Below are 22,607 nucleotides of genomic sequence, written 5' to 3'. Positions count from 1 at the left end.
CTCAGGGGTTTTCGCTGGCCGTGACGGCGGCGCCGTTGCCTCCCTGGCCCTGACCCGAACCTTCCTGCTGTTCCTTCAGGTGCTTGGCATACAGCGCGTCGAAGTTGACCGGCTGCAGCAGCAGCTGCGGGAAACCGCCCTTCAGGACCAGGTCGGCAACCGTCTCGCGGGCGAAGGGGAACAGCGCATTGGGGCAGTAGGCGCCCAGCAGCTGATTGCGTTGCTCCTCGGAGAAACCGCGCACGATGAACACCCCGGCCTGCTTGATCTCGACCAGGTAGCCGGTCTCGCCGTTGGATTCGGTGGTGACCGTCAGGCCCAGCTCGACCTCGTAGACCCCTTCCTGCTCGCCCACCGGGCGCGCCTGGGTGTTGAGCTGAATGCCGGTCTCGCCCTTCCATTCCTTGAGGAAGATCTCCGGGGCGCCGGGGGCCTCGAAGGACAGGTCCTTGATGAAGACCTTCTGCATGGAGAATTCGGGGCCGTCGGAGCCCTGGCCGCCCTGTGCGGCCGCGTCGGTCTGGTTTTCTTCAGCCATGGTGCGTTCGGATCCTTTCAGGTGTTCGTGGAATCGCCGGCGTCCACACCCCCGCAGGCCTCGATCAGGCGGTCCAGCTCGCCGGACCGTTCCATGGCCTGGAGTTCATCGTAGCCGCCGATATGGGTGTCCCCCAGGAAGATCTGCGGGACGCTGGTGCGTCCGTCCGCCCGCTGTTCCATCTCGTGGCGCAGCCCGGAGTCCCGGTCGATGCGGTATTCGTCGAAGCCGAGGTCGCGCTGGTTCAGCAGGCGGCGGGCGAGGATGCAGAACGGGCAGTGCCCGGTAGAGTAGACCTCGAAGCGCATGTCACTTCTTCTTCAGCGGCATGCCCGCATTTTCCCATGCCTGGATGCCACCGGAAAGATTGACCACGTCCTCGAAGCCAGCCGCCGTCAGCTGGTTCGCGGCCATGGAGGACCGGTTGCCGCTGCGGCAATACACCACCACTGGGCTGGATTTCCACGCCTCGATGTCCTGCATGCGCTTTTTCAGTTCGCCGAGGGGGATATGCTTCGCGCCACCGATGCGGCCGCCGGAGACCTCGTTGTGCTCGCGCACGTCCAGCACCAGGGCATCGTCCTGGTTCATCACGCGCACCGCTTCGGTGGGCGCCAGCTCGCGGTACTTGCGCGTCAGGCGCCGGAACTCGGCGTAGATGATCAGGGCAAGCACCGCGATCAGGGCGCCCGTCAGAATCGGGTTGTTGGCGAGGAATTCGGGCAGTCGTTCAAGCATGCGGGAGACCGGTCGGGATTCAGGAACGGCAGAAGACGTCCTGCATCATACCGATCAGGCGCAAGGTGCGGGAGTCCCCCACGCGGTAATAGACCCGATTCGCGTCCTTGCGCGTGGCCAGGATGCCCTTGTCACGCAGGATTCCGAGGTGCTGGGAAATATTGCTCTGCGAGGTCCCGACCTGATCCACGATTTCCTGTACGCTGACCTCCCGGTCGCCCAGAATGCACAGGATCTTGAGCCGCAGCGGATGGGACATGGCCTTGAGCGAGCGCGAGGCCCTCTCGATATCCTCGTCCTGCGACATGAGTTCGTCTTCGATGCACGGTTCGTCGCTCACGGCAGCCTCTCGTTCGGAGGGGCAAGACCCCTGCCACTGGGTGAGAATATTAGAACGCAAACGTACCCCGATATGCGGATTCACGCAATCTTGTCCCTGTCGCTTTCATGGGTTGGCCTGCTGCTGGCGGGCCTGCTGGTTGCCGTGCCGGCCACGGCGCTGGAACCCGAGGCGGAGCTGGAAAAGACCCTGGAGGCCATCCGGGACGTCGAACGCTCGCTGGAGGAACGCCGCGAGGCGGTCGACGACCTGGAAGACCGGATCGCCGCATCCGCACGGGGCGCAGGTGAACAACGCGAGCGTCTGGATGAACTGAAACGCCGCCGCGAGGCCCAGGAGGAGGTGATAGCCGAGCACGAGGCCCGCGTGGCCCGGCGCGAGGAACGGCTGCACGAGCAGCGACGCGACGCGGCCCGACTGGTACACGACCAGTGGCTGCAGGCGCGCCATGGGCAGGGTGATCGGCCCACGGAAGACGGCCAGCGGCACCACCCCGTTTACGCCGCCGCCATTCAGCAAGCTCGGGAACGGGCCCTGGCGGGCCTGCATGAACGGATCGAGGAGCTGCAGACGGCCCGGGCCGGTCTGGCGAAGGAACGCGACCGGCTGGCTCGCCGCGAGACGGAAACCCGCGAAGCCATGGCCGAGCTGGAGCGCCAGGACGCCGCCCGCCGGGCGGCACTGGAGGAACTCGAGGCGGCCATGGAAGACGAGGCGCTCGAACTGGAACGCCTCGAACGCAACGCCGAGACCCTGGATCGCGTGATCGCGGAGATCGAAGAACAACGCCGTGCCACCAGCCGCGAAAAAGAATCGGGCGAGGAAACGGCCGCTCGCCCCCCCGCGGTCAATCCGGATGTCCCGTTCGCCGATCTGGAAGGGGAGTTGCCGCGACCGGTGGATGCGCCGGTTATTCGTCATTTCGGCAGCGAACGCCGGGGTAACCTGCGCAGCCAGTGGAACGGGGTGGTACTGGAGGCGCCCTCCGGCGCGCCGGTGCGGGCAGTGCATCAGGGTCGTGTGGTCTATGCGGACTGGATGCAGGGCTACGGGTTCCTGGTGATCCTGGATCACGGGGACGATTTTCTGACGCTGTACGGCAACCTGGAAGACATCCTCGCCGGGCCGGGGGAACGGGCCGATGCGGGCGAACCGGTGGGGCGGGCCGGGGAAGGCAGTCCCGCGATTGCTCCGGGCCTGTACTTCGAAGTGCGCCGTCAGGGACGGACATTGAACCCGCAGGAATGGTGGCCGTCACAATAAGGGCGGAATGCTAGAATTGGGCGCATATCCGCAGAAAGACCTCGGACAAGGGATACTCTGATGAACAAGCTTTTCCACTCCGGCTACGGCCTGCTCACGGGTCTCGTTCTGGGCATCATGCTGAGCGTGTCCGTTGGCGTGTACGCCGGGCGCGACGATGCCGCCGGTCTGTCGGCGCTGCCGGTCGAGGACCTGCAGCGCTTTACCGACGTCTACATGCGCATCAAGCGCAATTACGTCGAGGAAGTCGACGACAGCGAGCTGCTGGACAATGCCATTCAGGGCATGCTGACGGGGCTCGACGAGCACTCTTCCTACCTCGACGAGGACGACTTCCGTGACATGGAAGCGGGAACCTCGGGCGAGTTCGGCGGCCTCGGGATCGAGGTCGGGATGGAAGACGGGTTCGTGAAGGTCATCGCTCCGATCGACGATACGCCCGCGGAGCGTGCGGGCATCCAGGCGGGTGACCTCATCGTGCGTCTGGACGGTGACTCGGTGCGCGGCATGACCCTGTCGGATGCCGTCAGCCGGATGCGCGGCGAACAGGGTTCCGACATCACCCTGACGGTGGTGCGCGACGGCGAGGATCAGCCGCTGGAGATCACGATCACGCGCGACATCATCCAGGTGGAATCCGTCCGCTCCGAGATGCTGGAAGAAGGCTACGGCTACGTACGCGTCAGCAACTTCCAGACGCGCACGGCGCGAGATCTGGTCAGCGCGATCGAGGAACTCAAGGAGGCCCACGGACTGAAGGGCCTGGTCCTGGACCTGCGCAACAACCCGGGCGGGATCCTCAACGGCGCCGTGGGCGTGTCCGACGCCTTCCTGGACGGTGGACGGATCGTCTACACCGAGGGCCGTCTGGACGAGGCGCAGATCGAATATGACGCCTCGCCGGGGGATGTCCTCGATGGCGTGCCGATGGTGGTGCTGGTCAACCGCGGTTCGGCGTCGGCTTCCGAGATCGTCGCAGGTGCCCTGCAGGACCATGGTCGCGCGATCATCATGGGACAGAACAGCTTCGGCAAGGGATCGGTGCAGACCATCCTGCCGCTGTCCGAGCAGACCGGGATCAAGCTGACCACCGCGCGCTACTTCACCCCGGACGGCCGGTCCATCCAGGACGAAGGCATCAATCCGGACATCGCGCTCGACGAGAGACTGCGGGTGTCGCGGTCGGAAGACGATGAACCCGCGCGGCGCGACCTGCCTGAAGACGTCGAAGACGAGGAAGAAGAAAGCCTGGCCGAGCGCGACTTCGGGCTTAACGAGGCCCTCAATCTCCTCAAGGGCCTGAATTTCTACAACGGACGCTAGCTGGGAGGAGCGCGATGACGCGAGTGCTCGTACCTCTGGCCTCCGGCTCGGAAGAGCTGGAGGCCGTGACCATGATCGACCTCTTCCGTCGGGCCGGGTTCGAGGTCACGGTCGCGGGTCAGGAAACCGGGCCGGTCACCTGCTCGCGCGCGACGGTGATCCACCCGGAAAGCGACCTCGAGTCCGCGCTCGGGGAGGATTTCGATCTGATTGCCATTCCCGGGGGGCTTCCGGGCGCGAATCACCTGCGCGATGACCCGCGGCTGATCACGCGACTGCAGAAACAGGCGGAGGCCGGCCGGCATGTGGCGGCCATCTGTGCGGCCCCCAAGGTGCTGGCGCAGGCCGGGTTGCTGCAGGATCGCCGGGCGACCTGCTTTACCGGCGCCCTCGATGGCACCGGGGTGGAGTCGAGCGGGGCGGCCGTGGAGATCGACGGGAACGTCATTACCGGGCGCGGGCCCGGCGTGGCGATGGATTTCGCCCTGGCGGTGATCGAGGAACTGGCGGGCCGCGAAACCCGCGAGGCGGTGGAAGGGCCGCTCCTGCGGGCCTGAGGCGGGCCGCCGGAACGGACGTGATGCCGGGTCGGCGAGAGGGCCGAATCGGCGAGGGGGCTCGCCTCCTACAGGGAGGTCGAACCCTGGCCCCGGCAGGAGGCCGGCCCTCCGGCCGATTTTGCGTCCGGCCAATCACCTGCGCCGGGTCGGCGAGGGGGCTCGCCTCCTACGGGCAGGTCGAACCCTGGCCCCGGTAGGAGGCCGGCCCTCCGGCCGATTTTGCGTCCGGCCAATCGCCTGCGCCGGGTCGGCGAGGGGGCTCGCCTCCTGCAAGGAGGCCGAACACGGAAATCGCGTCAGTCGGCGCGACGCAGGAACGGCCGCTGTCCGGACTGCACGGCGCGACGGATGAAGTCCGCACGGCCGCCTTCACGCTGGTTGACCTCATCCGCGCACTGGGACGGCTCGTAGGCTGCGGCGGACAGCATCACTTCCAGCTCGGCCACGTCCACCTTCGGATCGGTCAGCTGGTCGGAGGTCACGTTCAGATGACGCCCCACCTCCCAGAACATGCGCGGATTCCACATCTTGGTCTGCACCCGCGGCGAGTTGAACAGTTCGACGCAGCGCTGATTGATCTGTTGCTGATCCATCGGATACTCCGGTCACGGTTTTCAGGACGCCGGGGAATCTAGCGAAGCCGGCGCGGCAATACAAGCCATGTACGCTATTCCACGGTCACGGACTTGGCGAGATTGCGGGGCTGATCGACGTCCGTGCCCTTGAGCACCGCGGTGTGATAGGCGAGGAGCTGCAGCGGGATCGCGAACAGTACCGGCGCGATCCAGGGATTCAGCGGACCGCTCTGCGGCATCCCGATCCAGGTGTCATCCGGACCCAGGGCACGCGCAGCAGCCGCTTCCCCGATCACGATGAGCTCGCCGCCCCGGGCACGCACCTCCTGGAGATTGCTGGCGAGCTTCTCCAGCTGGGCGTCATCCGGCGCGACCGCGATCACCGGCATCTCGGCATCCACGAGCGCCAGGGGACCGTGCTTGAGCTCGCCGGACGGGTAGGCCTCGGCATGGATGTAGGAGATCTCCTTCAGCTTCAGGGCGCCTTCCAGGGCGATCGGATAGTGCACACCGCGGCCCAGGAACAGCGCGTGGTGGCGTTCCACGAGATGCTCCGCCACCTGCGCCAGGCGGCCGTCCAGCTGCAGCGTGGCTTCCGCCATCGCGGGCAGGGACTGCAGGGCCCGGATCCCGTCCTGGCGATCACCATCCGCAAGGCGGGCGGCCCGCGCCGTATCGCCCAAGAGGAGCACCAGCACCGCCAGCGCGGCCAGCTGGGTCGTAAAGGCCTTGGTTGAGGCCACTCCGATTTCGGGGCCCGCCTGAGTCATCAGGACCAGATCGGCGAGACGAGCCATGGTGCTCTCGGGCACGTTGCAGATGGCGAGACGCGCGGCGAAGGGCTCTTCCAGCGCCTGGCGCAGGACCGCGAGAGTATCAGCAGTTTCTCCCGACTGGGACAGCACCAGCAACAGGGTCCCCGGCGCCACGACATGCCGACGATAACGGTATTCGCTCGCCACCTCGACCTGTGCCGGCATGCCGAGATAATCCTCGATCCAGTACCGCGCGACCATCCCCGCGTGGTAGCTCGTGCCGCAGGCCACGATCTGGACCGAGCTCACTTCCTGCAGCAGGCGGTCGGTGTCCGGACCCAGAAGATTGGGCAGAACACCATCGTGCCCGAAACGCCCCGCCAGCGTGTCGTACAGTGCCCGGGGCTGTTCGTGGATTTCCTTGAGCATGAAATGGCGATATTCGCCGCGGTCGGCGATCGTCACCTCGCACCGGGTTTCGCGAGCTTCGCGGACGACCGGCTGTCCGGCCACGTCCTCGATCTCGACCCGGTCGCGGTAGAGCACAGCGATATCGCCTTCTTCCAGGTCGATAAACCGCTGGGTGACCGGAAGGAGGGCCTGCATGTCCGAGGCGGCGAAATTTTCGCCGATTCCCAGTCCGAGCAGGAGCGGGGACCCGTGGCGAGCGACGATGATGCGATCGGGCGCGTCGGAAACACTCACCGCCAGTGCCCATGCACCCTGCAGCCGGGCGCAGGTGCTCCGGACTGCCGCCACCGGTTCCTGACCCGCCTCCAGCGCCTGTTCGACCAGGTGGGCGATGACTTCGCTGTCGGTGTCGGATGCACAGGTCCAGCCATCGTTGGCCAGCGCATCGCGCAGGGCCGCGTGGTTCTCGATGATGCCGTTGTGCGCGATGGCGACACGCCGGTCGCGCGACAGGTGGGGGTGGGCATTCACCTCGGACGGCCGACCATGGGTCGCCCACCGGGTGTGGGCGAGGCCAGCGTGACCGTGGATACCGGTCCGGGCGACGCGATCTTCCAGCGCCGCCACCTTGCCCTCGGTCCGCACCATGTCGATTCCGCCGGCTCCGGTGACCGCAATGCCGGCGGAGTCATAGCCGCGGTACTCCAGGCGATGGAGGCCTTCGATCAACAGCGGGACGATATTGCGTTCGGTGATTCCGGCAACCAGTCCGCACATGGTTCAGTCCCCGCTTTTGGTTGGATTGGGGCCGGCTGCGCCTGACTCAGGCTGCCTGGCCGGACGCTGCCAGCCCTCTACGGTTCGTACCGGTGCCCGCGTGAGCGCCAGGGCCCCGTCCGGGACATCACGGCTGATGGTGGAGCCCGCACCCACGGTCGCCCCTGCACCAATGGTGACCGGTGCGACAAGCGCCGTATTCGAGCCGATGAACGCATCCGCACCAATCTCGGTGTGATGCTTGTTGGCGCCGTCGTAATTGCAGGTGATGGTGCCGGCGCCCAGATTGGCGCCGGCACCCACACGGGCATCCCCGACATAGGCGAGATGGTTGGCCTTGGCGCCGGACTCCAGGCGCGCGTTCTTCACCTCGACGAAATTGCCGACACGAACGTCCTCGGCAAGATCGGCGCCCGGCCGCAGGCGCGCGAACGGGCCCGCCTCGGCCCGCTCACCGAGCCGCGCGCCCTCAACCACCGTATACGGCTGCAGCCGTGCGCCGGAGGCGATACGACAGTCACGCAGCACGCAGCCGGGGCCGATTTTCACGTCGTCGCCGAGGACCACCGTGCCCTCCAGGACCACGTTCACGTCCAGACCGCAGTCCTGCCCGAACTGCAGCGTGCCGCGGCAATCGAATCGGGCCGGGTCGGCCAGTGCCAGACCCTCGCGCATGTATTTTTCGGCGATATCCCTCTGGAGCAGACGTTCCTGCACCGCAAGCTGGGCCCGGTCATTCACGCCCAGAACGGCATCGGGATCCTCGCTGTCGACCAGCGCCACCGATTGACCCTCGCCGCGAGCCACTGCCACCACGTCCGTGAGGTACCACTCGCGTTCGCTACCCGCCGCCGGTTCGCATGCGCCCAGCCATCGCCTCAGCGCGACCGCATCCCCGGCAAGCACCCCGGTATTGATCCGCGTGACGGCAGCTTCCGACGCACTGGCTTCCTTGTCCTCGACAATGCACTCCAGGTTGCCCTGCGCATCTTCGATCAGCCGCCCGTAGCCACGAGGATCGGCCACCCGAGTTCCGAGCACCGCCAGACTCTCACGGGCGCGAGCACAACCCTCCAGATCTGCGACCGGAATCCTCGGCACGTCGCCATACAGCACCAGGACCCGTGCCCCGTCGGGAACAGCCTCCAGGGCGCGGGCCACCGCATGGCCGGTCCCGCCAGGGTGTCCCTGATCCACCCAGTGGATGTCCTGTCGGGACGCGAATTCACCCTCCACCGCCTGGCGTCCGTGACTCACCACCACATGCCTGGCTTCCGCGGGGAGCGCGTCCGCCCGTTCCAGCACGTGGGCAAGCATCGGACGCCCACCCAGCGGTTGCAGCACCTTCGGCAGGGCCGAACGCATCCGCGTCCCCTTGCCCGCCGCCAGTATGATCAGATGCAGTGTTTCCACGTTTCACCTTCCATCCCGAGTGCCCGGTCGGGGCCACAAACAACAAGGCCGCCCAGAACAGGCGGCCTTGCACTGCTTCCCTGCCGTGTCCGTCGCCTCAGCGGCGCCGACGCAGCTTTTCGATCATCTGCAGCCGGGCCGCGGCTTCCGCAAGCTCGGCCTGCGCCTTGGCATAATCGAAGTCGGCCTGCTTGTCGGCCAGGGCTTCCTCCGCCCGCTTCTTGGCCTCGAGCGCCTCGGCCTCGTCCAGGTCCTTCGCGCGGACCGCAGTATCCGCGAGCACCGTAACATGGCGCGGCTGCACCTCCATCACGCCCCCGGAGACGAACACCGGCTGGGGCTCTGCCCCTTCCTTTTCCTGGATGCGCAGTTCGCCCGGATTCAGGCGGACCAGCATCTGCAGGTGGCCGGCATACACGCCGACCTCGCCTTCCTCGGCCGGAGCCGCAATCATCTCGGCCGTGCCGGAGTAAATCGACTCTTCGGCACTGACCACGTCCACATGCATTGTCATTGGCATGACAGGTGCTCCTTAGCCGAGTTTGTCGGCCTTCTCGACGGCTTCCTCGATGGTACCCACCATGTAGAACGCCTGCTCGGGCAGGTGATCGTACTCACCGTCCACGATAGCCTGGAAGGCACGGATGGTGTCCTTGAGCGACACGTACTTGCCGGGGGCACCGGTGAACACTTCCGCCACAAAGAACGGCTGCGACAGGAAGCGCTGGATCTTGCGGGCCCGGGCCACGACCAGCTTGTCATCTTCCGACAGCTCGTCCATGCCGAGGATCGCAATGATGTCCTTCAGTTCCTTGTAGCGCTGCAGCGTACCCTGCACCGCACGCGCGGTGTCATAGTGCTGCTGGCCGATGATCTGCGGATCCAGCTGGCGGGAAGTCGAATCCAGCGGATCCACCGCCGGGTAGATGCCCAGCTCGGCGATCTGACGGGACAGCACGACCGTGGCATCCAGGTGCGCGAACGTGGTGGCCGGCGAGGGGTCGGTCAGGTCGTCCGCGGGCACGTATACCGCCTGGATCGAGGTGATCGAGCCCTTCTTGGTCGACGTGATGCGTTCCTGCAGCACACCCATCTCTTCCGCCAGAGTCGGCTGGTAACCAACCGCGGAGGGCATGCGGCCCAGCAGTGCCGAAACCTCGGTACCGGCCAGCGTATAACGGTAGATGTTGTCGATGAACATCAGCACGTCGCGACCTTCGTCCCGGAAATACTCCGCCATGGTCAGACCGGTCAGCGCCACACGCAGACGGTTGCCCGGCGGCTCGTTCATCTGGCCGTAAACCAGAGCCACCTTGTCGAGGACGTTGGAATCCTTCATCTCGTGATAGAAGTCGTTCCCTTCGCGAGTACGCTCACCGACGCCGGCGAACACGGAATAACCGCTGTGCTCGATCGCGATGTTACGGATGAGCTCCATCATGTTGACGGTCTTGCCCACGCCGGCGCCGCCAAACAGGCCAACCTTGCCACCCTTGGCAAAGGGGCACAGCAGATCGATCACCTTGATGCCGGTTTCCAGCAGATCGGTTGAACCCGCCTGCTCGTCAAAGCTGGGCGCCTTGCGATGAATGGACCATTTTTCTTCGGTTTCCACCTCGCCGGCTTCGTCGACCGGCCGCCCGAGGACGTCCATCACGCGGCCCAGGGTCCCCTGACCCACCGGCACGGAGATCGGTCCGCCGCTGCTGGTCACGGCCGTCTGACGCTTGAGGCCGTCGGTGCTGCCCATGGCGATGGTGCGCACGACCCCGTCACCCAGCTGCTGCTGGACCTCGAGGGTCAGGCCGTTTTCCAGGGTGAGGGCGTCGTACACCTTGGGCACTTCGCCGTGGGGAAACTCCACGTCCACGACAGCGCCGATGATTTCGACAATCTTTCCAGAGCTCATGCGTTCAATCCTCTAAGTCGTAATTCTTGCCGCGTCGGGCCTGCGGGAGCCGGTCTCTAGACCGCGGCGGCGCCGCTGACGATCTCGGAAATCTCCTGCGTGATCGCGGCCTGGCGTGCCTTGTTGTAGACCAGCTGGAGATCCTTGATCATCGTTCCGGCGTTGTCGGAGGCCGCCTTCATCGCCACCATCCGCGCAGCCATTTCGCAGGCCACGTTCTCGACTACGGCCTGATAGATCAGGGATTCCACGTAGCGCTCGACGAGGGTATCCAGGACCTCGTAGGGCTCCGGCTCGTAGATGTAGTCCCAGTGGTACTCGAGCTCGTCGTCGGAGCTCGGCGCCGTCGGCAGCAGCTGCGTGGTCCGGGGTTGCTGCGTCATGGTGTTGACGAACTTGTTCTCCACCAGGACCACGCGGTCGATTTTCTCCTCACGGAAATCGTCGAGCAGGACCTTGACGGTTCCGATGAGGTCAGAGAGGTGCGGGCGGTCACCGAGATCCGTGGCCTGAGCCACGATATTGCCGCCAAGCCGCCGGAAAAACTGCAGTGCCTTGTTACCGAAGACGCAGAGGTCCACCTCGACCCCTTCCTCACGGTAACGCCGCATCTCCGCCACGGCCTGCTTGAACAGATTGGTGTTCAACCCGCCGCACAGACCCCGGTCGGTCGACACCACGATCATGGCGACACGCTTGACGTCGCGCTCGACCATGAACGGATGCCGGTACTGGGCGTTCGCCATGGCAACGTGACCGATCACGTCGCGGATCTTCTCGGCGTAGGGCCGGGACTCCTGCATGCGGTCCTGGGCCTTGCGCATCTTGGACGCGGCCACCATCTCCATGGCCTTGGTGATCTTCTGAGTATTCTGGATACTCTTGATCTGCGTCCGGATCTCCTTTGTGCCCGCCATTGCGCGCTCCCGTTACCAGGTGTTCTTGGACTTGAACTCGTCCAGGGCACTGGTCATGCGTTCCTGGATGGAGTCGTTGTAGTCACCGGTGCTGTTGATCTCGTCGAGCAGGGACTTCTGGTTCGAGCGCAGCCACGCCTGCAGTTCACGTTCGAAGTCGACCACCTTGTCCTCGTCGACGTCGTCCAGGTAACCCTGGTTCGCCGCGTACAGCGAGAACGCCATTTCGCCAATGGACATCGGCTTGTACTGACCTTGCTTCATCAGCTCGGTCACGCGCTTGCCGCGATCCAGCTGCTTGCGGGTCGTCTCGTCCAGATCGGACGCGAACTGCGAGAAGGCCGCCAGTTCGCGGTACTGGGCCAGATCCAGACGCACGCTGCCACCCAGCTTCTTGATGATCTTGGTCTGAGCCGAACCACCCACTCGCGAAACCGAGAGACCGGCGTTGATCGCCGGACGGATGCCCGAGTTGAACAGATCGGTCTCAAGGAAGATCTGACCATCGGTGATGGAGATGACGTTGGTCGGCACAAAGGCGGAGACGTCGCCGGCCTGGGTCTCGATGATCGGCAGCGCGGTCAGCGAGCCGGTCTTACCCTTCACTTCACCGTTGGTGGCCTTCTCCACGTAATCCTCGTTGACGCGGGAGGCGCGCTCCAGCAGACGGGAATGCAGGTAGAAGACGTCACCCGGATAGGCCTCGCGACCAGGCGGGCGACGCAGGAGCAGGGACACCTGACGATACGCCCAGGCCTGTTTGGTCAGGTCGTCATAAACGATCAGTGCGTCTTCGCCCTTGTCGCGGAAGTATTCGCCCATGGCGCAGCCGGCGTACGGAGCGATGAACTGCATCGCGGCCGATTCGGAGGCGTTGGCGGCCACGATGATGGTGTTGTCCATCGCGCCGGCCTCTTCAAGCTTGTTCACCACCGAGGCGACCGAGGAGGCCTTCTGGCCCACGGCGACATAGATGCACTTAACGCCGGAGTCCTTCTGGTTGATGATCGCATCGATCGCCACCGCGGTCTTGCCGGTCTGACGGTCGCCGATGATCAGCTCGCGCTGGCCGCGGCCGACCGGGACCATGGCGTCAATCGCCTTGATGCCGCTCTGCAGCGGCTGGTCGACGCCCTGGCGCTCGATCACGCCCGGGGCCATGCGCTCGATTGGGCTGGTATGATCGGTCTCGATCGGGCCCTTGCCGTCCAGCGGTTGACCGAGCGAGTTCACGACACGGCCGAGCATCTGGTCGCCGACCGGCACCTCGAGGATACGGCCGGTGCACTTGACGGTGTCGCCCTCGCTGAGGTTCTGGTAGTCGCCGAGGATCACGACGCCCACGGAATCGCGCTCGAGGTTGAGCGCCATGCCGTAGACGTCCCCGGGGAAGGCGAGCATTTCGCCCTGCATGACGTCGCCCAGGCCGTGTACGCGGGCGATACCATCCTGCAGGCTGACCACCGTGCCTTCGTTGGAGGCCTCGGAGCCCGCATCGAACTGGTCGATGCGCTGTTTGATCAGATCACTGATCTCGGAGGGATTCAGTTGCATGATAATTTCCTCTTAGCGACTCAAATTGGCAGCCAGGCGGTCCAGCTGGCCTCGCACGGAGCCGTCGATGACCAGGTCGCCGGCGCGGATGATGGCCCCTCCAATAAGGGAGCTGTCGACCGAGGAGGTCAGATCCACCTCGCGACCGAGTCGTTGGGACAGGGCCTTGTGGATCTCTTTCTCCTGCGCCTGCGTGAGCTTGCGGGAGGCAATGACCTCGGCCTCCACGCGACTTTCCGCCTCGGCCTTCAGCGCATTGAACGCCTCGCTCACCGCCGGCAGGGCCGGCAGTCGACCGTTCTCGCCCAGGAGACGGACGAGGTTCGCCACGCCGTCGTCGAGCTTGCCCTCGGCGATCTCCAGCATGAGCTGGGCACGCTGGGCACGCGGGACCCGGGGGTTCGTGAGGAGATCGTGCACGCGGGAATCGCGGGCGATGGCCGCCAGCAACTCCAGCTGCTCGGCCCAGCCGGCAAGATCCTGGCCGTCGCGGGCCCGCTCAAAGGCGGCGCGAGCGTAGGGTCGGGCTACCGAAATCAGGTCTGACATAGCCTCTCCTTACAGCTTTGCGGCGAGCTTCTTGAGAAGGTCACCGTGGGCCTTGGCGTCAATCTCCTTGGCCAGGATCTGCTCGGCACCCTGAACTGCCAGGTCGGAGACCTGCTTGCGCAGCTCTTCCTTCGCGCGGTTGAGCTCCTGCTCGGATTCGGCCTGGGCCGATTCCTTGATTCGCTCCCCTTCCTCGCGGGCGGTGGTGCGGGCTTCCTCGACGAGCTCGTTGGCACGCTTCTGAGCGGAGGCGACGATGTCGTTGGCCTGCTGCTTGGCCTCCTTGATGACCTCGGTCGCTCGCTCCTGGGCCAGCTCCTGTTCCTTCTCGCCGCGTTCGGCGGCCGCGAGGCCGTCGGCGATCTTCTTGCGCCGTGCCTCCAGGGCCTGGGTCAGCGGCGGCCATACGAATCGCATGGTGAACCATACGAAAACGCTGAAGGCCAGCAGCTGCCCGATGATGGTGAGATTGATATTCATCCTGCTACCTCAGGTTGACGAGTGGTGAGGGATCCTCGTGACTCGATCAGCCTTTAGCCGAGAACGAACAGGACGTACAGGCCGATACCCACCGAGATCATCGGGACGGCGTCGGTCAGACCCACAACGATGAAGAAGTTGGTGCGCAGCATCGGGATCAGTTCCGGCTGACGGGCGGCGCCTTCGAGGAAGCGACCCCCGAGGGTGGCGACACCAATCGCGGCGCCGATAGCGGCCATGCCCATCATCAGAGCGGCGGCGATAATAACCAGAGCGTTAGCCATTTCCATCGTAATATCTCCAGTGAAGTTGAGACGGTCAGTTGAAGTTAAGGGTTATCAGTGGTCTTCCGAGTGAGCCATGTCCAGATAGACGATGGTCAGCACCATGAAGATGAAGGCCTGCAGCGGCACCACGAGGATGTGGAAGATCGCCCAGCCGACGTGCAGCACGCCCCCGGCAAGCCCGAACATCAGCCCGGCGGAGTACATCAGGCCGATGAGGATAAAGATCATCTCGGCGGCGTACAGGTTGCCGAACAGTCGCAGGGCGAGAGAAGCCGGCTTGGCCAGGAGGTCGACGACTTCCAGCACGAAGTTGGCCACCCAGGTCAGGGGCTTCAGCGGGGTGATGGAGGTCTGGAACGGCGCACCGGTCAGCTCCTTGACGAAACCCACCGGACCCTTGATCTTCAGCGAGTAATAGATGATGAGAATGAACACGCCCAGCGCCAGACCGATCGTCACGTTGATGTCGGTCGTGGGCACGATCTTGAAGTACGGGATGCCCAGCAGATAGGCGAGGTGCGGGATCAGATCCACCGGCACCAGGTCCATCAGGTTGAGCAGGAAGATCCAGATGAAGATGGTCAGTGCCAGCGGCGCGATGAGGTCGTTCTTGTGCTTGAACGAACCGCGCACGTTGGTGTCGACGAAGTCCATGATCCATTCGACGAAGTTCTGCCAGCCACCGGGAACACCGGCGGTGACCCGCTTTGCCGCGTAACGGAAGCTGAGGATGAACAGCAGGCCGAGGCCAATGGACCAGATCATCGAATCGACGTGGATGGCCCAGAAACCCATCTCGGCGGCCTCCGATGCGCTCATCGCGAAGCCGAGCCCGTCCTCCGGATGATACCCGAAGGTCAGGTTCGTGAGATGGTGATTGATATGGTCGTCCATTTCTGAAGCCATGTCGCTATCTCTTCATTGCTTGGGCGGATGCCCGGTGGACCCACCACACGGGCAGAAGATGCACCGCGAGAAAGCCACCGAACAGGGCGAGCAGGTCGGGGTTCTCGTAACCCGCGAACACCGCCGCAAATGCGGCTGCGATGAGCAGCAGCCGGAATACCTGAGCCAGCATCATGCGCCCGGCCAGGTTGCGGGCGGCCAACGCACGATACGCCCCGAAGACCGCAAATACCATCACGGCGTTTCCGAGGGCGGCAATCCCGCCGCCGAGCGCCATCGAGATGGCGGCCGACGGTAACGACAGCACCAGCAAGAGCACCGTCAGGAGAAGGGTGACTGCGAGCTGCAGACCGAGCGACTGGATGGCAGGGCTGAAGCGTCGCGGTGTCATCTGGTGGATGGGCACAACCCACCCCTCTCCGGAAAATTGCGCGCAGTATAAGTGGGCCCTTAAGGGAGGTCAACGCGACCCGCGGGAGCCGACCGGGTTACTGAATATGTGACAGGATTCCGTCGAGCTCGTCCAGGGAGTTGTATTCGATCACCAGGCGGCCCTTGCCCTGACGGTTGTAACGCACCTGGACGGGAGCACCCAGGGTGTCGGCCAGGCGGCTCTCCAGCTGCCGGATCTCGGGCGGGGGCTCGGTGGAGACCGGCTCGGCATCCTTCTGCTCGAGGGTGCGGCGCACCAGCTGTTCGGTGGCGCGTACCGAGAGGCCGCGCTTGACGACGCGCTCGGCGACCTCGGGCTGGTCGTCGACCGGCAGGGCGAGGATGCAGCGGGCATGGCCCATCTCGAGGCGACCCTCGTCGACGTGAACCTTGACCGCATCGTGGAGCTCCAGCAGCCGCAGGAGGTTGGTCACCGCGGTGCGGGAGCGGCCAACGGCGGTGGCCGCGTCCTGGTGGGTCAGTTCGAATTCGCCGATCAGCCGGTGGATGGCACTGGCCTCCTCCAGCGGGTTGAGGTTCTCCCGCTGGATGTTCTCGATCAGGGCCATCGCGGCGGCCGCCTGGTCGGGGATCTCGCGGATCACTGCTGGGACCGTTTCGAGGCCTGCCTGCTGGGCGGCGCGCCAGCGTCGCTCGCCGGCGATCAGCTCGTAGCCATCGTCCACCGGCCGCAGGACCACCGGCTGTACGATGCCCTGCGAGCGGATGGATTCGGTCAGTTCGGCCAGCGCCTCTTCGGAAATCCGGCCGCGCGGCTGGTAACGGCCGCGGCGGATGCGTTCGACCGGCACGGACTCCAGGCGATCCTCTTCGCCGGGCTCCTCGGAGGCCCCGCTGAGCAGCGCGTCGATACCACGTCCGAGTCGTCCACTGTTTCTTCTGGCCATGTGTCGAATCCTGCCGAAAGGAGCAATCAGCGGCGCAGCAGTTCGCCTGCCAGGGCGAGATAGGCGACCGCGCCGCGCGATGAAGCATCATACAACAGAGCAGGCTGACCGAAGCTGGGGGCTTCGGCCAGGCGGATGTTGCGCGGGATCACGGTATTGTAGACCCGGTCGCCAAAGTACCCGGTCAGCTGCTCCGATACGTCGCCGGCGAGACGGTTGCGGGCGTCGAACATGGTGCGCAGCAGCCCGGCGATGCGCAGGCGGGAATTGGGCCCGCGCTGGATGCTCTCGATGGTGCGCATCAGCGCGGTGAGACCCTCGAGGGCGTAGTACTCGCACTGCATGGGGATAACCACGCCGTCGGCAGCGACCAGACCGTTGACCGTCAGCAGGTTGAGTGACGGCGGGCAGTCGACCAGCACGTAGTCCCAGCGGCCACGGGCATCCGCCAGGGCCTGTTGCAGGCGATATTCGCGGCCCTCTTCTTCCATCAGGCGCACCTCGGCCACGGTCAGGTCACCGTTGGCCGGCAGCAGATCGAAGCCGGCCTCGACGCGCTGCACGACATCATCCAGGGGCGCATCACCCAGCAGGACGTCGCAGGTGGTGCGTACGTCGGCATGCTTGTCTTCGCCGGATCCCGTGGTCGCATTGCCCTGCGGGTCCATGTCGACCACCAGCACCGAACGCCCCAGACGGGCGAGCGATGCGGCCAGGTTGACGCAGGTGGTCGTCTTGCCGACGCCGCCCTTCTGGTTGGTGATCGCGAGGGTTTCGGTCACGGCGCGGTTCTCTCGATGATGGCGATGTGACGGGGGGCGTGCTCGCCGGGAATGGTAACCGGCTCGACCGCATGATACGACCACGGTGGCGGCAACGCCTCGCGGGCGCGGTCCGCCGGGCCCAGCATCGCCAGTACCCGCCCCTGCGGGGCGACCAGATGGCCGGCGCGCTGCAGGGTCTCGGCGGGGGCCTTGAAGGCGCGCGAGACCAGGGTATCGAACGGGGTCTGCGGCGCGAACTGCTCGATCCGCAGATGACGGGCCTCGACGTTTTCCGTCCGCAGCAGGCCGATCACGTGACGCAGGAAGCGAACGCGCTTGGCGGCACTGTCCAGCAGGCAGTACCGCCGATTCGCGGCCGCATGGCCGTCGGGGGCGTACGCGTCGGCCAGGGCCAGGATCAGTCCCGGCAGTCCGGCGCCGGTTCCCACGTCCAGGATGCGCTGCCCGTGCAGCCACGGGCGCAGGCTGAGACTGTCGAAGACATGCCGCGACACCATCTGCTGCGGGTCGCGCACCGCGCTCAGGTTGTGCACCCGGTTCCAGCGCTCGAGCTGGCTCAGCCAGGTCACCAGCGCGTCGACGGCGGGCGCCGTCAGACCCGCGGCGGGGGCGTGGCGCGCAAGCTCCGCACGCCAGGTGTCCTCATTCGCCACTGGCCCGCTGCTTCAGATGCACGGCCAGAGCGGACAGCGCGGCCGGGGTCACGCCGGGAATGCGCCCCGCCTGGGCCAGGGTGTGGGGACGGAACTCGGCGAGCTTCTGCCGCAGTTCGGCGGACAGCCCATGGACGCGGTCGTAGTCCAGGTTTTCCGGCAGCGGCGTGTTTTCCGCGCGCTCCTGACGCCGGACCTCGGCCTGCTGACGTTCGATGTAGCCGGCATACTTGGTCTGGATCTCGACCTGCTCGCAGACGTCGGCGGGCAGGGTCGCGGCCAGTTCGGGCAGGCAGGCCATCAGACCGGGATAATCCACGTTCGGGCGACGCAGGAGGTCTTCCAGGGTCGCCTCGGGATCGGGTGTCTGGCCGAGGTAGGCGACCAGGGCCTCGTTGCGCCGCTGTTCGCGCGACAGTCGGGTCGCACCCAGGCGCACGCGTTCGGCTTCGACCTGTTCGGCCCGGCGACTGAACACGGTCCAGCGTTCGTCGTCGACCAGACCCATTTCGCGACCCGCCGGCGTGAGGCGCAGATCGGCGTTGTCCTCGCGCAGCAGCAGGCGGTGTTCGGCGCGCGAGGTGAACATCCGGTAGGGCTCGCGGGTACCGCGGGTGACCAGATCGTCGATCAGCACCCCGATATAGGCCTCGGAACGCTGCGGGACCCACGGGTCGTGCCCGGCGACGTGGCGGGCGGCGTTGAGGCCGGCCACCAGCCCCTGGGCGGCCGCTTCCTCGTAGCCGGTCGTACCGTTGATCTGGCCGGCGAGGAACAGGTTGTCGACTTCGCGGGTCGCCAGCGCCGGGGTCAGGCCGCGCGGGTCGAAGAAATCGTATTCGATCGCATACCCCGGACGGGTGATGTGTGCGTGCGCGAAACCGGGGATGCTGCGGACCACGTCGACCTGTACCTCCCAGGGGAGGCTGGTGGAGATGCCGTTGGGATACAGCTCGTGGGTATCCAGGCCTTCGGGTTCCACAAAGATCTGGTGACTGTCCTTGTCCGCGAAGCGCACCACCTTGTCCTCGATCGACGGACAGTAGCGCGGACCGGTGCTGTCGATGGCCCCGGAATACATCGGCGAGCGCTCGAGGTTGTCGCGGATGATCGCGTGGGTATGCTCGGTGGTCCGGGCGATATGACAGGCACGCTGCGGCGGATGCTCGTCGCGCGAACCGACGAACGAGAAGACCGGTCGCGGATCGTCGCCAGGCTGACGTTCCAGCACGGAAAAGTCGACGCTGCGGCCGTCGATGCGTGGCGGGGTACCGGTCTTCAGCCGGCCGACATCGAACGCCATCTCGCGCAGGCGCGCCGCCAGGCGTTCGCTCGGCGGGTCGCCGGCGCGGCCGCCGGCCTGGTTCTGCTCGCCGGTATGCATCCGGCCGTTGAGGAAGGTGCCCACGGTCAGCACCACCGAGCGGGCCTCGAAGCGGATCCCGCCGTCGGTCACGACCGCCGCAGCGCGGTCACCGTCGAGCACGACATCGGCCACGCCCTGCTGAAAGACCCGCAGGTTGGGACACTGGTCGACGGCGCGGCGTACGGCCAGGCGATAGAGCTGGCGATCCGACTGCGCACGGGTGGCGCGCACCGCCGGCCCCTTGCGCCGGTTCAGGACGCGGAAATGGATACCCGCGGCATCCGCGGCCCGCGCCATGACCCCGCCCAGTGCATCGATCTCCCTGACCAGATGCCCCTTGCCAATGCCGCCGATCGCCGGGTTGCAGCTCATCTGCCCGACGGTCTCGAGATTGTGGGTCAGCAGCAGGGTTTGCGCACCGGTGCGCGCTGCCGCCAGGGCTGCCTCGGTACCGGCATGCCCGCCGCCCACTACGATGACATCAAAGGATTCCGCCATGCTCGAGAACTTCCCGGCCCGGGGGTCGGGCCACTGCGTTGCAAGCGATCAGTGTAGCAGGAGCGCTGCCGGTCCCGAAGTGACCGTACCGTAAAGGGCTTTCGCGTTGATCAGGTCGGCACGGGGGCGCTGCGCACGCAGTCGCGGCCGGCGGTCTTGGCGGCGTACAGTGCGTCATCGGCGCGCTGCACCAGCGCGTCCAGCGATTCGTCACCCTGGCGACACGCCACGCCCACCGAGGCGGTTACGGTCAGCGAATCCGCCGGAAACAGATCGACGGGTTCCGCCCCCAGGCGCGCGCGAATCCGTTCCGCCAGCGCTCGCGCGCGCTCGAGGTCGCCGTGCGGCAGGACCGCGAGGAATTCTTCACCGCCCCAGCGGCCGGGGGTGCCGCCGTCGCACAACTCGTCCTGCAGCAGGGCAGCGAAATGTTCCAGCACCCGATCGCCGGCACGATGGCCATGGGTGTCGTTGATCCGCTTGAACCAGTCGAGATCGAACAGCAGCACGCACAGGCCGGCATCCGCCCCGCCGCCAACTTCCAGCTGACTCCGTACCCGGCGCGCGAGGGCCCCGCGGTTGAAAAGGCCGGTCAGCGGATCGCGAGTGGCCTGCCGGTAGAGCCGCAGCAGCATGTGCAGCTGACTCAGAGCGGCCCATACGGCTACCCCGGCCACCAGCACCAGCAGCCAGAGATTGCCCAGGGTGTCCCAGCGACCCAGATTGCCCATGGCCGCCTCGATGGCCATGTAGGCGGCGAGGATGACAACCGAACCGAACGCGCCTTCGCGCAGGGTCAGCGGGAAGATGGCCAGGGCCGCGACCGTGAGCGCCGGAAAGAAGGCGTAACCCGAGGCGAGCGCCGACTCGAGGTCGGAATTGATGATGAACCGCGCCATGGCATAGAGCGTCATCGGTATCGCCAGCAGCAGGGCGAGGCGCCACAGCGTACCGCGGTAGCCGGTATCCTGGCGGCAACTCCACCACAGCACCAGTCCGGCGCCGGCACCGGTGAGCCGCAGGATCATCGTGAGCAGGGCGTCCGGGGTATCCAGCAGGAAAAATTCGAGCGGCAGCCACAGGGGCAGACCGATGGCCAGCAACAGCGCCAGCGGCCGGATCCGTCGGCGGATGTAATCCGCCCGGGTTTCCCGGAAGTCGGGCGCGTGACCGCCGCCATGGATCAGATCCGGAAGATTCATCCGGATCAGGCGTTCACGCAGGGAGGCAGGGGAGGATTCCTCGGTCGGGACTTCCGGTTCGGTCGCCATGCCGCATTCCTTCGCTCGGGATTCAGCAAGCCTGCGGCGGGATCGCGGCGAATGCAAAAGCCGCAGAACGGCACTCGGATTATTTGCCGATACAGAATCCGGCGAAGATCTCGCCCAGCAGGGCCTCGTGGTCCTGGCGCCCGAGCAGGGCATCCAGAGCCTGTTCGGCGCTGCGCAGTTCTTCCGCGGCGAGATCGCCGGGCAGTGCCGGGTCGATGCGTTCCAGGGCACTCGCGGCCGCCACCAGCCCGTCGAGGTGGCGCGCACGCACGCTGAAGCCGCCGTCCGTCTCGGGCGCCAGGCCCAGGCGCGCGGCAATCGCGTCGCGCAGCGGATCCAGTCCCTCGCCGGTGCGCGCGGAGATCGCGGGCGCGTCGGCCGGGACGGCATGCTCACGGGCACTCGATAGATCGCTCTTGTTCCAGACCACCAGGCGCGGCAGATCGGCCGGCAGGTCCTGTGGTATCCCGGCGTCGGGATCGGTGAGGTCACGCAGCTCGAGCACCAGGTCGGCCGTCCGTCCGGCCTCGCGGGCCCGTTCCATGCCGATCCGCTCCACCGGATCCTCGCTCCCGTGCAGGCCGGCCGTATCCACCACCTCGACGGGAATGCCATGGATCGCGACCGGTGCCCGCAGCACGTCGCGCGTGGTCCCGGGCCGGTCGGTGACGATGGCAACCTCATCCTCTGCAAGGCGGTTCATCAGGCTGGACTTGCCGGCGTTGGGTGGCCCGAGCAGCGCCAGTCGCAGACCGCGGTCCAGGTAGCGGCCGGGCCGCAGGCGTTCGATCAGCGCGCGGATCTGCGCGGCGAGTTCGGCCGCCGCCGGAGCCAGCGTCCCGGCCACATTCGACTCGAGATCGGTCTCGCCAAAGTCCAGTTCCGCCTCCATGTGGACCCGCAGGTCGCGGATGCGGCGGGAGACCGGCTGCAGCTCGGCCGCCAGGGCGCCGTCCAGACTGGAACGTGCGCGCCGCGCCGCGCGCTCGGTCTGGGCGTGGATGAGATCGGCGACGGCCTCCGCCTGGGCCAGGTCCATGCGGCCATTGAGGAACGCGCGTTCGGTGTATTCGCCCGGGCGCGCACGGCGCGCGCCCAGGGCCACGCAGGCCGCGACCAGCCGCTCCAGGAGTACGGGGCTCCCGTGGCCCTGGAATTCGACCACGTCCTCTCCGGTGTAGGAACGCGGGCCCGGGAAGAACAGCACCAGACCGTCGTCGATCAGCGCATCATCGGCAGGATCCTGCAGGCGCACGTAATGGGCGTGCCGCGGCCGTGGATCAAGCCCGGCGATCCGCCGCGCCAGTGCCGCGGCATCGGGACCGGAAAGGCGCACCACCCCGATGCCGCCGGACCCCGGAGGGGTCGCGACCGCGACGATGGTGTCACCGTCCACGAA

General features: G+C 66.2%; 25 protein-coding genes. 3 read left to right on the top strand and 22 right to left on the bottom strand.

All coding sequences use genetic code 11. From position 1 onward, the window contains the following. Position 1: 1 nt before the first annotated feature. From secB to G020_RS0103400, 4 genes are read right to left on the bottom strand one after another with little or no spacing between them, the layout of a single operon-like run. Positions 2 to 538, bottom strand: coding sequence for a protein-export chaperone SecB (gene secB / locus G020_RS0103415; RefSeq protein ID WP_018868918.1), 537 nt, complete (start codon positions 536 to 538; stop codon positions 2 to 4). Between the two features lie 17 nt (positions 539 to 555). Then, positions 556 to 846, bottom strand: a complete 291-nt coding sequence (gene grxC, locus G020_RS0103410) for a glutaredoxin 3 (protein ID WP_018868917.1) — start codon at positions 844 to 846, stop codon at positions 556 to 558. A gap of 1 nt (position 847) precedes the next feature. Then, a complete protein-coding gene (locus G020_RS0103405) occupies positions 848 to 1,276 on the bottom strand; it encodes a rhodanese-like domain-containing protein (RefSeq protein ID WP_018868916.1) in 429 nt (142 codons plus the stop codon). Positions 1,277 to 1,295: 19 nt separating this feature from the next. Continuing rightward, entirely contained in the window at positions 1,296 to 1,583 is a 288-nt protein-coding gene (locus G020_RS0103400; protein WP_051073636.1) for a helix-turn-helix transcriptional regulator, read from the bottom strand. A gap of 105 nt (positions 1,584 to 1,688) precedes the next feature. Here G020_RS0103400 and G020_RS0103395 point away from each other — a divergent pair, with 105 nt between their 5' ends. From G020_RS0103395 to G020_RS0103385, 3 genes are read left to right on the top strand one after another with little or no spacing between them, the layout of a single operon-like run. Beyond that, positions 1,689 to 2,879, top strand: a complete 1,191-nt coding sequence (locus G020_RS0103395; protein WP_024328657.1) for a murein hydrolase activator EnvC — start codon at positions 1,689 to 1,691, stop codon at positions 2,877 to 2,879. Positions 2,880 to 2,939: 60 nt separating this feature from the next. Further along, positions 2,940 to 4,202: a S41 family peptidase gene (locus G020_RS0103390; RefSeq protein WP_024328656.1), complete on the top strand. Its 1,263-nt coding sequence runs from the start codon at positions 2,940 to 2,942 to the stop codon at positions 4,200 to 4,202. Positions 4,203 to 4,216: 14 nt separating this feature from the next. Then, entirely contained in the window at positions 4,217 to 4,759 is a 543-nt protein-coding gene (locus G020_RS0103385; RefSeq protein ID WP_024328655.1) for a DJ-1 family glyoxalase III, read from the top strand. A gap of 299 nt (positions 4,760 to 5,058) precedes the next feature. Here G020_RS0103385 and G020_RS0103380 read toward each other — a convergent pair whose 3' ends face one another. From G020_RS0103380 to mnmE, 18 genes are all read right to left on the bottom strand, one after another. After that, positions 5,059 to 5,355, bottom strand: a complete 297-nt coding sequence (locus G020_RS0103380; protein ID WP_018947236.1) for a hypothetical protein — start codon at positions 5,353 to 5,355, stop codon at positions 5,059 to 5,061. Between the two features lie 74 nt (positions 5,356 to 5,429). Then, positions 5,430 to 7,280, bottom strand: a complete 1,851-nt coding sequence (glmS, locus tag G020_RS0103375) for a glutamine--fructose-6-phosphate transaminase (isomerizing) (protein ID WP_024328654.1) — start codon at positions 7,278 to 7,280, stop codon at positions 5,430 to 5,432. A 3-nt stretch (positions 7,281 to 7,283) separates the two neighbouring features. Continuing rightward, positions 7,284 to 8,693, bottom strand: coding sequence for a bifunctional UDP-N-acetylglucosamine diphosphorylase/glucosamine-1-phosphate N-acetyltransferase GlmU (glmU, locus tag G020_RS0103370; RefSeq protein WP_024328653.1), 1,410 nt, complete (start codon positions 8,691 to 8,693; stop codon positions 7,284 to 7,286). A gap of 97 nt (positions 8,694 to 8,790) precedes the next feature. Beyond that, a complete protein-coding gene (locus G020_RS0103365) occupies positions 8,791 to 9,213 on the bottom strand; it encodes a F0F1 ATP synthase subunit epsilon (protein WP_024328652.1) in 423 nt (140 codons plus the stop codon). A 12-nt stretch (positions 9,214 to 9,225) separates the two neighbouring features. Then, positions 9,226 to 10,602, bottom strand: coding sequence for a F0F1 ATP synthase subunit beta (gene atpD, locus G020_RS0103360; RefSeq protein WP_018947239.1), 1,377 nt, complete (start codon positions 10,600 to 10,602; stop codon positions 9,226 to 9,228). Between the two features lie 56 nt (positions 10,603 to 10,658). Next, entirely contained in the window at positions 10,659 to 11,519 is an 861-nt protein-coding gene (gene atpG / locus G020_RS0103355) for a F0F1 ATP synthase subunit gamma (protein WP_018947240.1), read from the bottom strand. A gap of 12 nt (positions 11,520 to 11,531) precedes the next feature. Continuing rightward, entirely contained in the window at positions 11,532 to 13,073 is a 1,542-nt protein-coding gene (gene atpA, locus G020_RS0103350) for a F0F1 ATP synthase subunit alpha (RefSeq protein ID WP_018947241.1), read from the bottom strand. 12 nt (positions 13,074 to 13,085) lie between these two features. Beyond that, positions 13,086 to 13,622, bottom strand: coding sequence for a F0F1 ATP synthase subunit delta (locus G020_RS0103345; protein ID WP_024328651.1), 537 nt, complete (start codon positions 13,620 to 13,622; stop codon positions 13,086 to 13,088). 9 nt (positions 13,623 to 13,631) lie between these two features. Continuing rightward, complete coding sequence (locus tag G020_RS0103340; RefSeq protein WP_018947243.1) at positions 13,632 to 14,102, bottom strand: F0F1 ATP synthase subunit B; 471 nt, start codon at positions 14,100 to 14,102, stop codon at positions 13,632 to 13,634. A gap of 53 nt (positions 14,103 to 14,155) precedes the next feature. After that, a complete protein-coding gene (gene atpE / locus G020_RS0103335; RefSeq protein ID WP_018868902.1) occupies positions 14,156 to 14,392 on the bottom strand; it encodes a F0F1 ATP synthase subunit C in 237 nt (78 codons plus the stop codon). 48 nt (positions 14,393 to 14,440) lie between these two features. Next, a complete protein-coding gene (atpB, locus tag G020_RS0103330) occupies positions 14,441 to 15,283 on the bottom strand; it encodes a F0F1 ATP synthase subunit A (protein WP_019022541.1) in 843 nt (280 codons plus the stop codon). A gap of 16 nt (positions 15,284 to 15,299) precedes the next feature. After that, positions 15,300 to 15,701, bottom strand: coding sequence for an ATP synthase subunit I (locus G020_RS0103325; RefSeq protein ID WP_081647381.1), 402 nt, complete (start codon positions 15,699 to 15,701; stop codon positions 15,300 to 15,302). 82 nt (positions 15,702 to 15,783) lie between these two features. Then, the gene (locus G020_RS0103320; protein ID WP_018868899.1) at positions 15,784 to 16,635 is read right to left on the bottom strand and encodes a ParB/RepB/Spo0J family partition protein; all 852 of its coding nucleotides are present in this window, start codon (positions 16,633 to 16,635) and stop codon (positions 15,784 to 15,786) included. A gap of 26 nt (positions 16,636 to 16,661) precedes the next feature. After that, positions 16,662 to 17,417 (bottom strand): ParA family protein, encoded by a 756-nt coding sequence (locus G020_RS0103315; RefSeq protein ID WP_018947247.1) that lies wholly within the window; start codon positions 17,415 to 17,417, stop codon positions 16,662 to 16,664. Then, positions 17,414 to 18,073 carry a 16S rRNA (guanine(527)-N(7))-methyltransferase RsmG gene (gene rsmG / locus G020_RS0103310; RefSeq protein WP_024328649.1) on the bottom strand — a complete coding sequence of 220 codons (660 nt, stop codon included), beginning with the start codon at positions 18,071 to 18,073 and terminating at the stop codon, positions 17,414 to 17,416. The genes G020_RS0103315 and rsmG overlap by 4 nt, the downstream gene beginning before the upstream one ends. After that, positions 18,063 to 19,937: a tRNA uridine-5-carboxymethylaminomethyl(34) synthesis enzyme MnmG gene (mnmG, locus tag G020_RS0103305; RefSeq protein WP_024328648.1), complete on the bottom strand. Its 1,875-nt coding sequence runs from the start codon at positions 19,935 to 19,937 to the stop codon at positions 18,063 to 18,065. The genes rsmG and mnmG overlap by 11 nt, the downstream gene beginning before the upstream one ends. Positions 19,938 to 20,047: 110 nt before the next feature. Beyond that, positions 20,048 to 21,208: a diguanylate cyclase gene (locus G020_RS0103300; RefSeq protein WP_024328647.1), complete on the bottom strand. Its 1,161-nt coding sequence runs from the start codon at positions 21,206 to 21,208 to the stop codon at positions 20,048 to 20,050. Positions 21,209 to 21,287: 79 nt separating this feature from the next. Continuing rightward, positions 21,288 to 22,604: a tRNA uridine-5-carboxymethylaminomethyl(34) synthesis GTPase MnmE gene (gene mnmE / locus G020_RS0103295; RefSeq protein WP_024328646.1), complete on the bottom strand. Its 1,317-nt coding sequence runs from the start codon at positions 22,602 to 22,604 to the stop codon at positions 21,288 to 21,290. Positions 22,605 to 22,607: the final 3 nt, after the last annotated feature.

Source organism: Thioalkalivibrio sp. ALR17-21 (assembly GCF_000420185.1).
In the GTDB taxonomy this organism is placed as follows: domain Bacteria; phylum Pseudomonadota; class Gammaproteobacteria; order Ectothiorhodospirales; family Ectothiorhodospiraceae; genus Thioalkalivibrio; species Thioalkalivibrio halophilus.
The sequence above is the reverse complement of the archived record's forward strand: the minus strand, read 5'-3'. Positions and strand labels throughout refer to the sequence as shown.

Bases quoted from the DNA above. Each gene is read 5' to 3' on its own strand.
- secB (WP_018868918.1), bottom strand. From the start codon at position 538: ATGGCTGAAGAAAACCAGACCGACGCGGCCGCACAGGGCGGCCAGGGC.
- grxC (WP_018868917.1), bottom strand. From the start codon at position 846: ATGCGCTTCGAGGTCTACTCTACCGGGCACTGCCCGTTCTGCATCCTC.
- G020_RS0103405 (WP_018868916.1), bottom strand. From the start codon at position 1,276: ATGCTTGAACGACTGCCCGAATTCCTCGCCAACAACCCGATTCTGACG.
- G020_RS0103400 (WP_051073636.1), bottom strand. From the start codon at position 1,583: ATGTCGCAGGACGAGGATATCGAGAGGGCCTCGCGCTCGCTCAAGGCC.
- G020_RS0103395 (WP_024328657.1), top strand. From the start codon at position 1,689: ATGCGGATTCACGCAATCTTGTCCCTGTCGCTTTCATGGGTTGGCCTG.
- G020_RS0103390 (WP_024328656.1), top strand. From the start codon at position 2,940: ATGAACAAGCTTTTCCACTCCGGCTACGGCCTGCTCACGGGTCTCGTT.
- G020_RS0103385 (WP_024328655.1), top strand. From the start codon at position 4,217: ATGACGCGAGTGCTCGTACCTCTGGCCTCCGGCTCGGAAGAGCTGGAG.
- G020_RS0103380 (WP_018947236.1), bottom strand. From the start codon at position 5,355: ATGGATCAGCAACAGATCAATCAGCGCTGCGTCGAACTGTTCAACTCG.
- glmS (WP_024328654.1), bottom strand. From the start codon at position 7,280: ATGTGCGGACTGGTTGCCGGAATCACCGAACGCAATATCGTCCCGCTG.
- G020_RS0103365 (WP_024328652.1), bottom strand. From the start codon at position 9,213: ATGCCAATGACAATGCATGTGGACGTGGTCAGTGCCGAAGAGTCGATT.
- atpD (WP_018947239.1), bottom strand. From the start codon at position 10,602: ATGAGCTCTGGAAAGATTGTCGAAATCATCGGCGCTGTCGTGGACGTG.
- atpG (WP_018947240.1), bottom strand. From the start codon at position 11,519: ATGGCGGGCACAAAGGAGATCCGGACGCAGATCAAGAGTATCCAGAAT.
- atpA (WP_018947241.1), bottom strand. From the start codon at position 13,073: ATGCAACTGAATCCCTCCGAGATCAGTGATCTGATCAAACAGCGCATC.
- G020_RS0103345 (WP_024328651.1), bottom strand. From the start codon at position 13,622: ATGTCAGACCTGATTTCGGTAGCCCGACCCTACGCTCGCGCCGCCTTT.
- G020_RS0103340 (WP_018947243.1), bottom strand. From the start codon at position 14,102: ATGAATATCAATCTCACCATCATCGGGCAGCTGCTGGCCTTCAGCGTT.
- atpE (WP_018868902.1), bottom strand. From the start codon at position 14,392: ATGGAAATGGCTAACGCTCTGGTTATTATCGCCGCCGCTCTGATGATG.
- atpB (WP_019022541.1), bottom strand. From the start codon at position 15,283: ATGGACGACCATATCAATCACCATCTCACGAACCTGACCTTCGGGTAT.
- G020_RS0103320 (WP_018868899.1), bottom strand. From the start codon at position 16,635: ATGGCCAGAAGAAACAGTGGACGACTCGGACGTGGTATCGACGCGCTG.
- mnmG (WP_024328648.1), bottom strand. From the start codon at position 19,937: ATGGCGGAATCCTTTGATGTCATCGTAGTGGGCGGCGGGCATGCCGGT.
- G020_RS0103300 (WP_024328647.1), bottom strand. From the start codon at position 21,208: ATGGCGACCGAACCGGAAGTCCCGACCGAGGAATCCTCCCCTGCCTCC.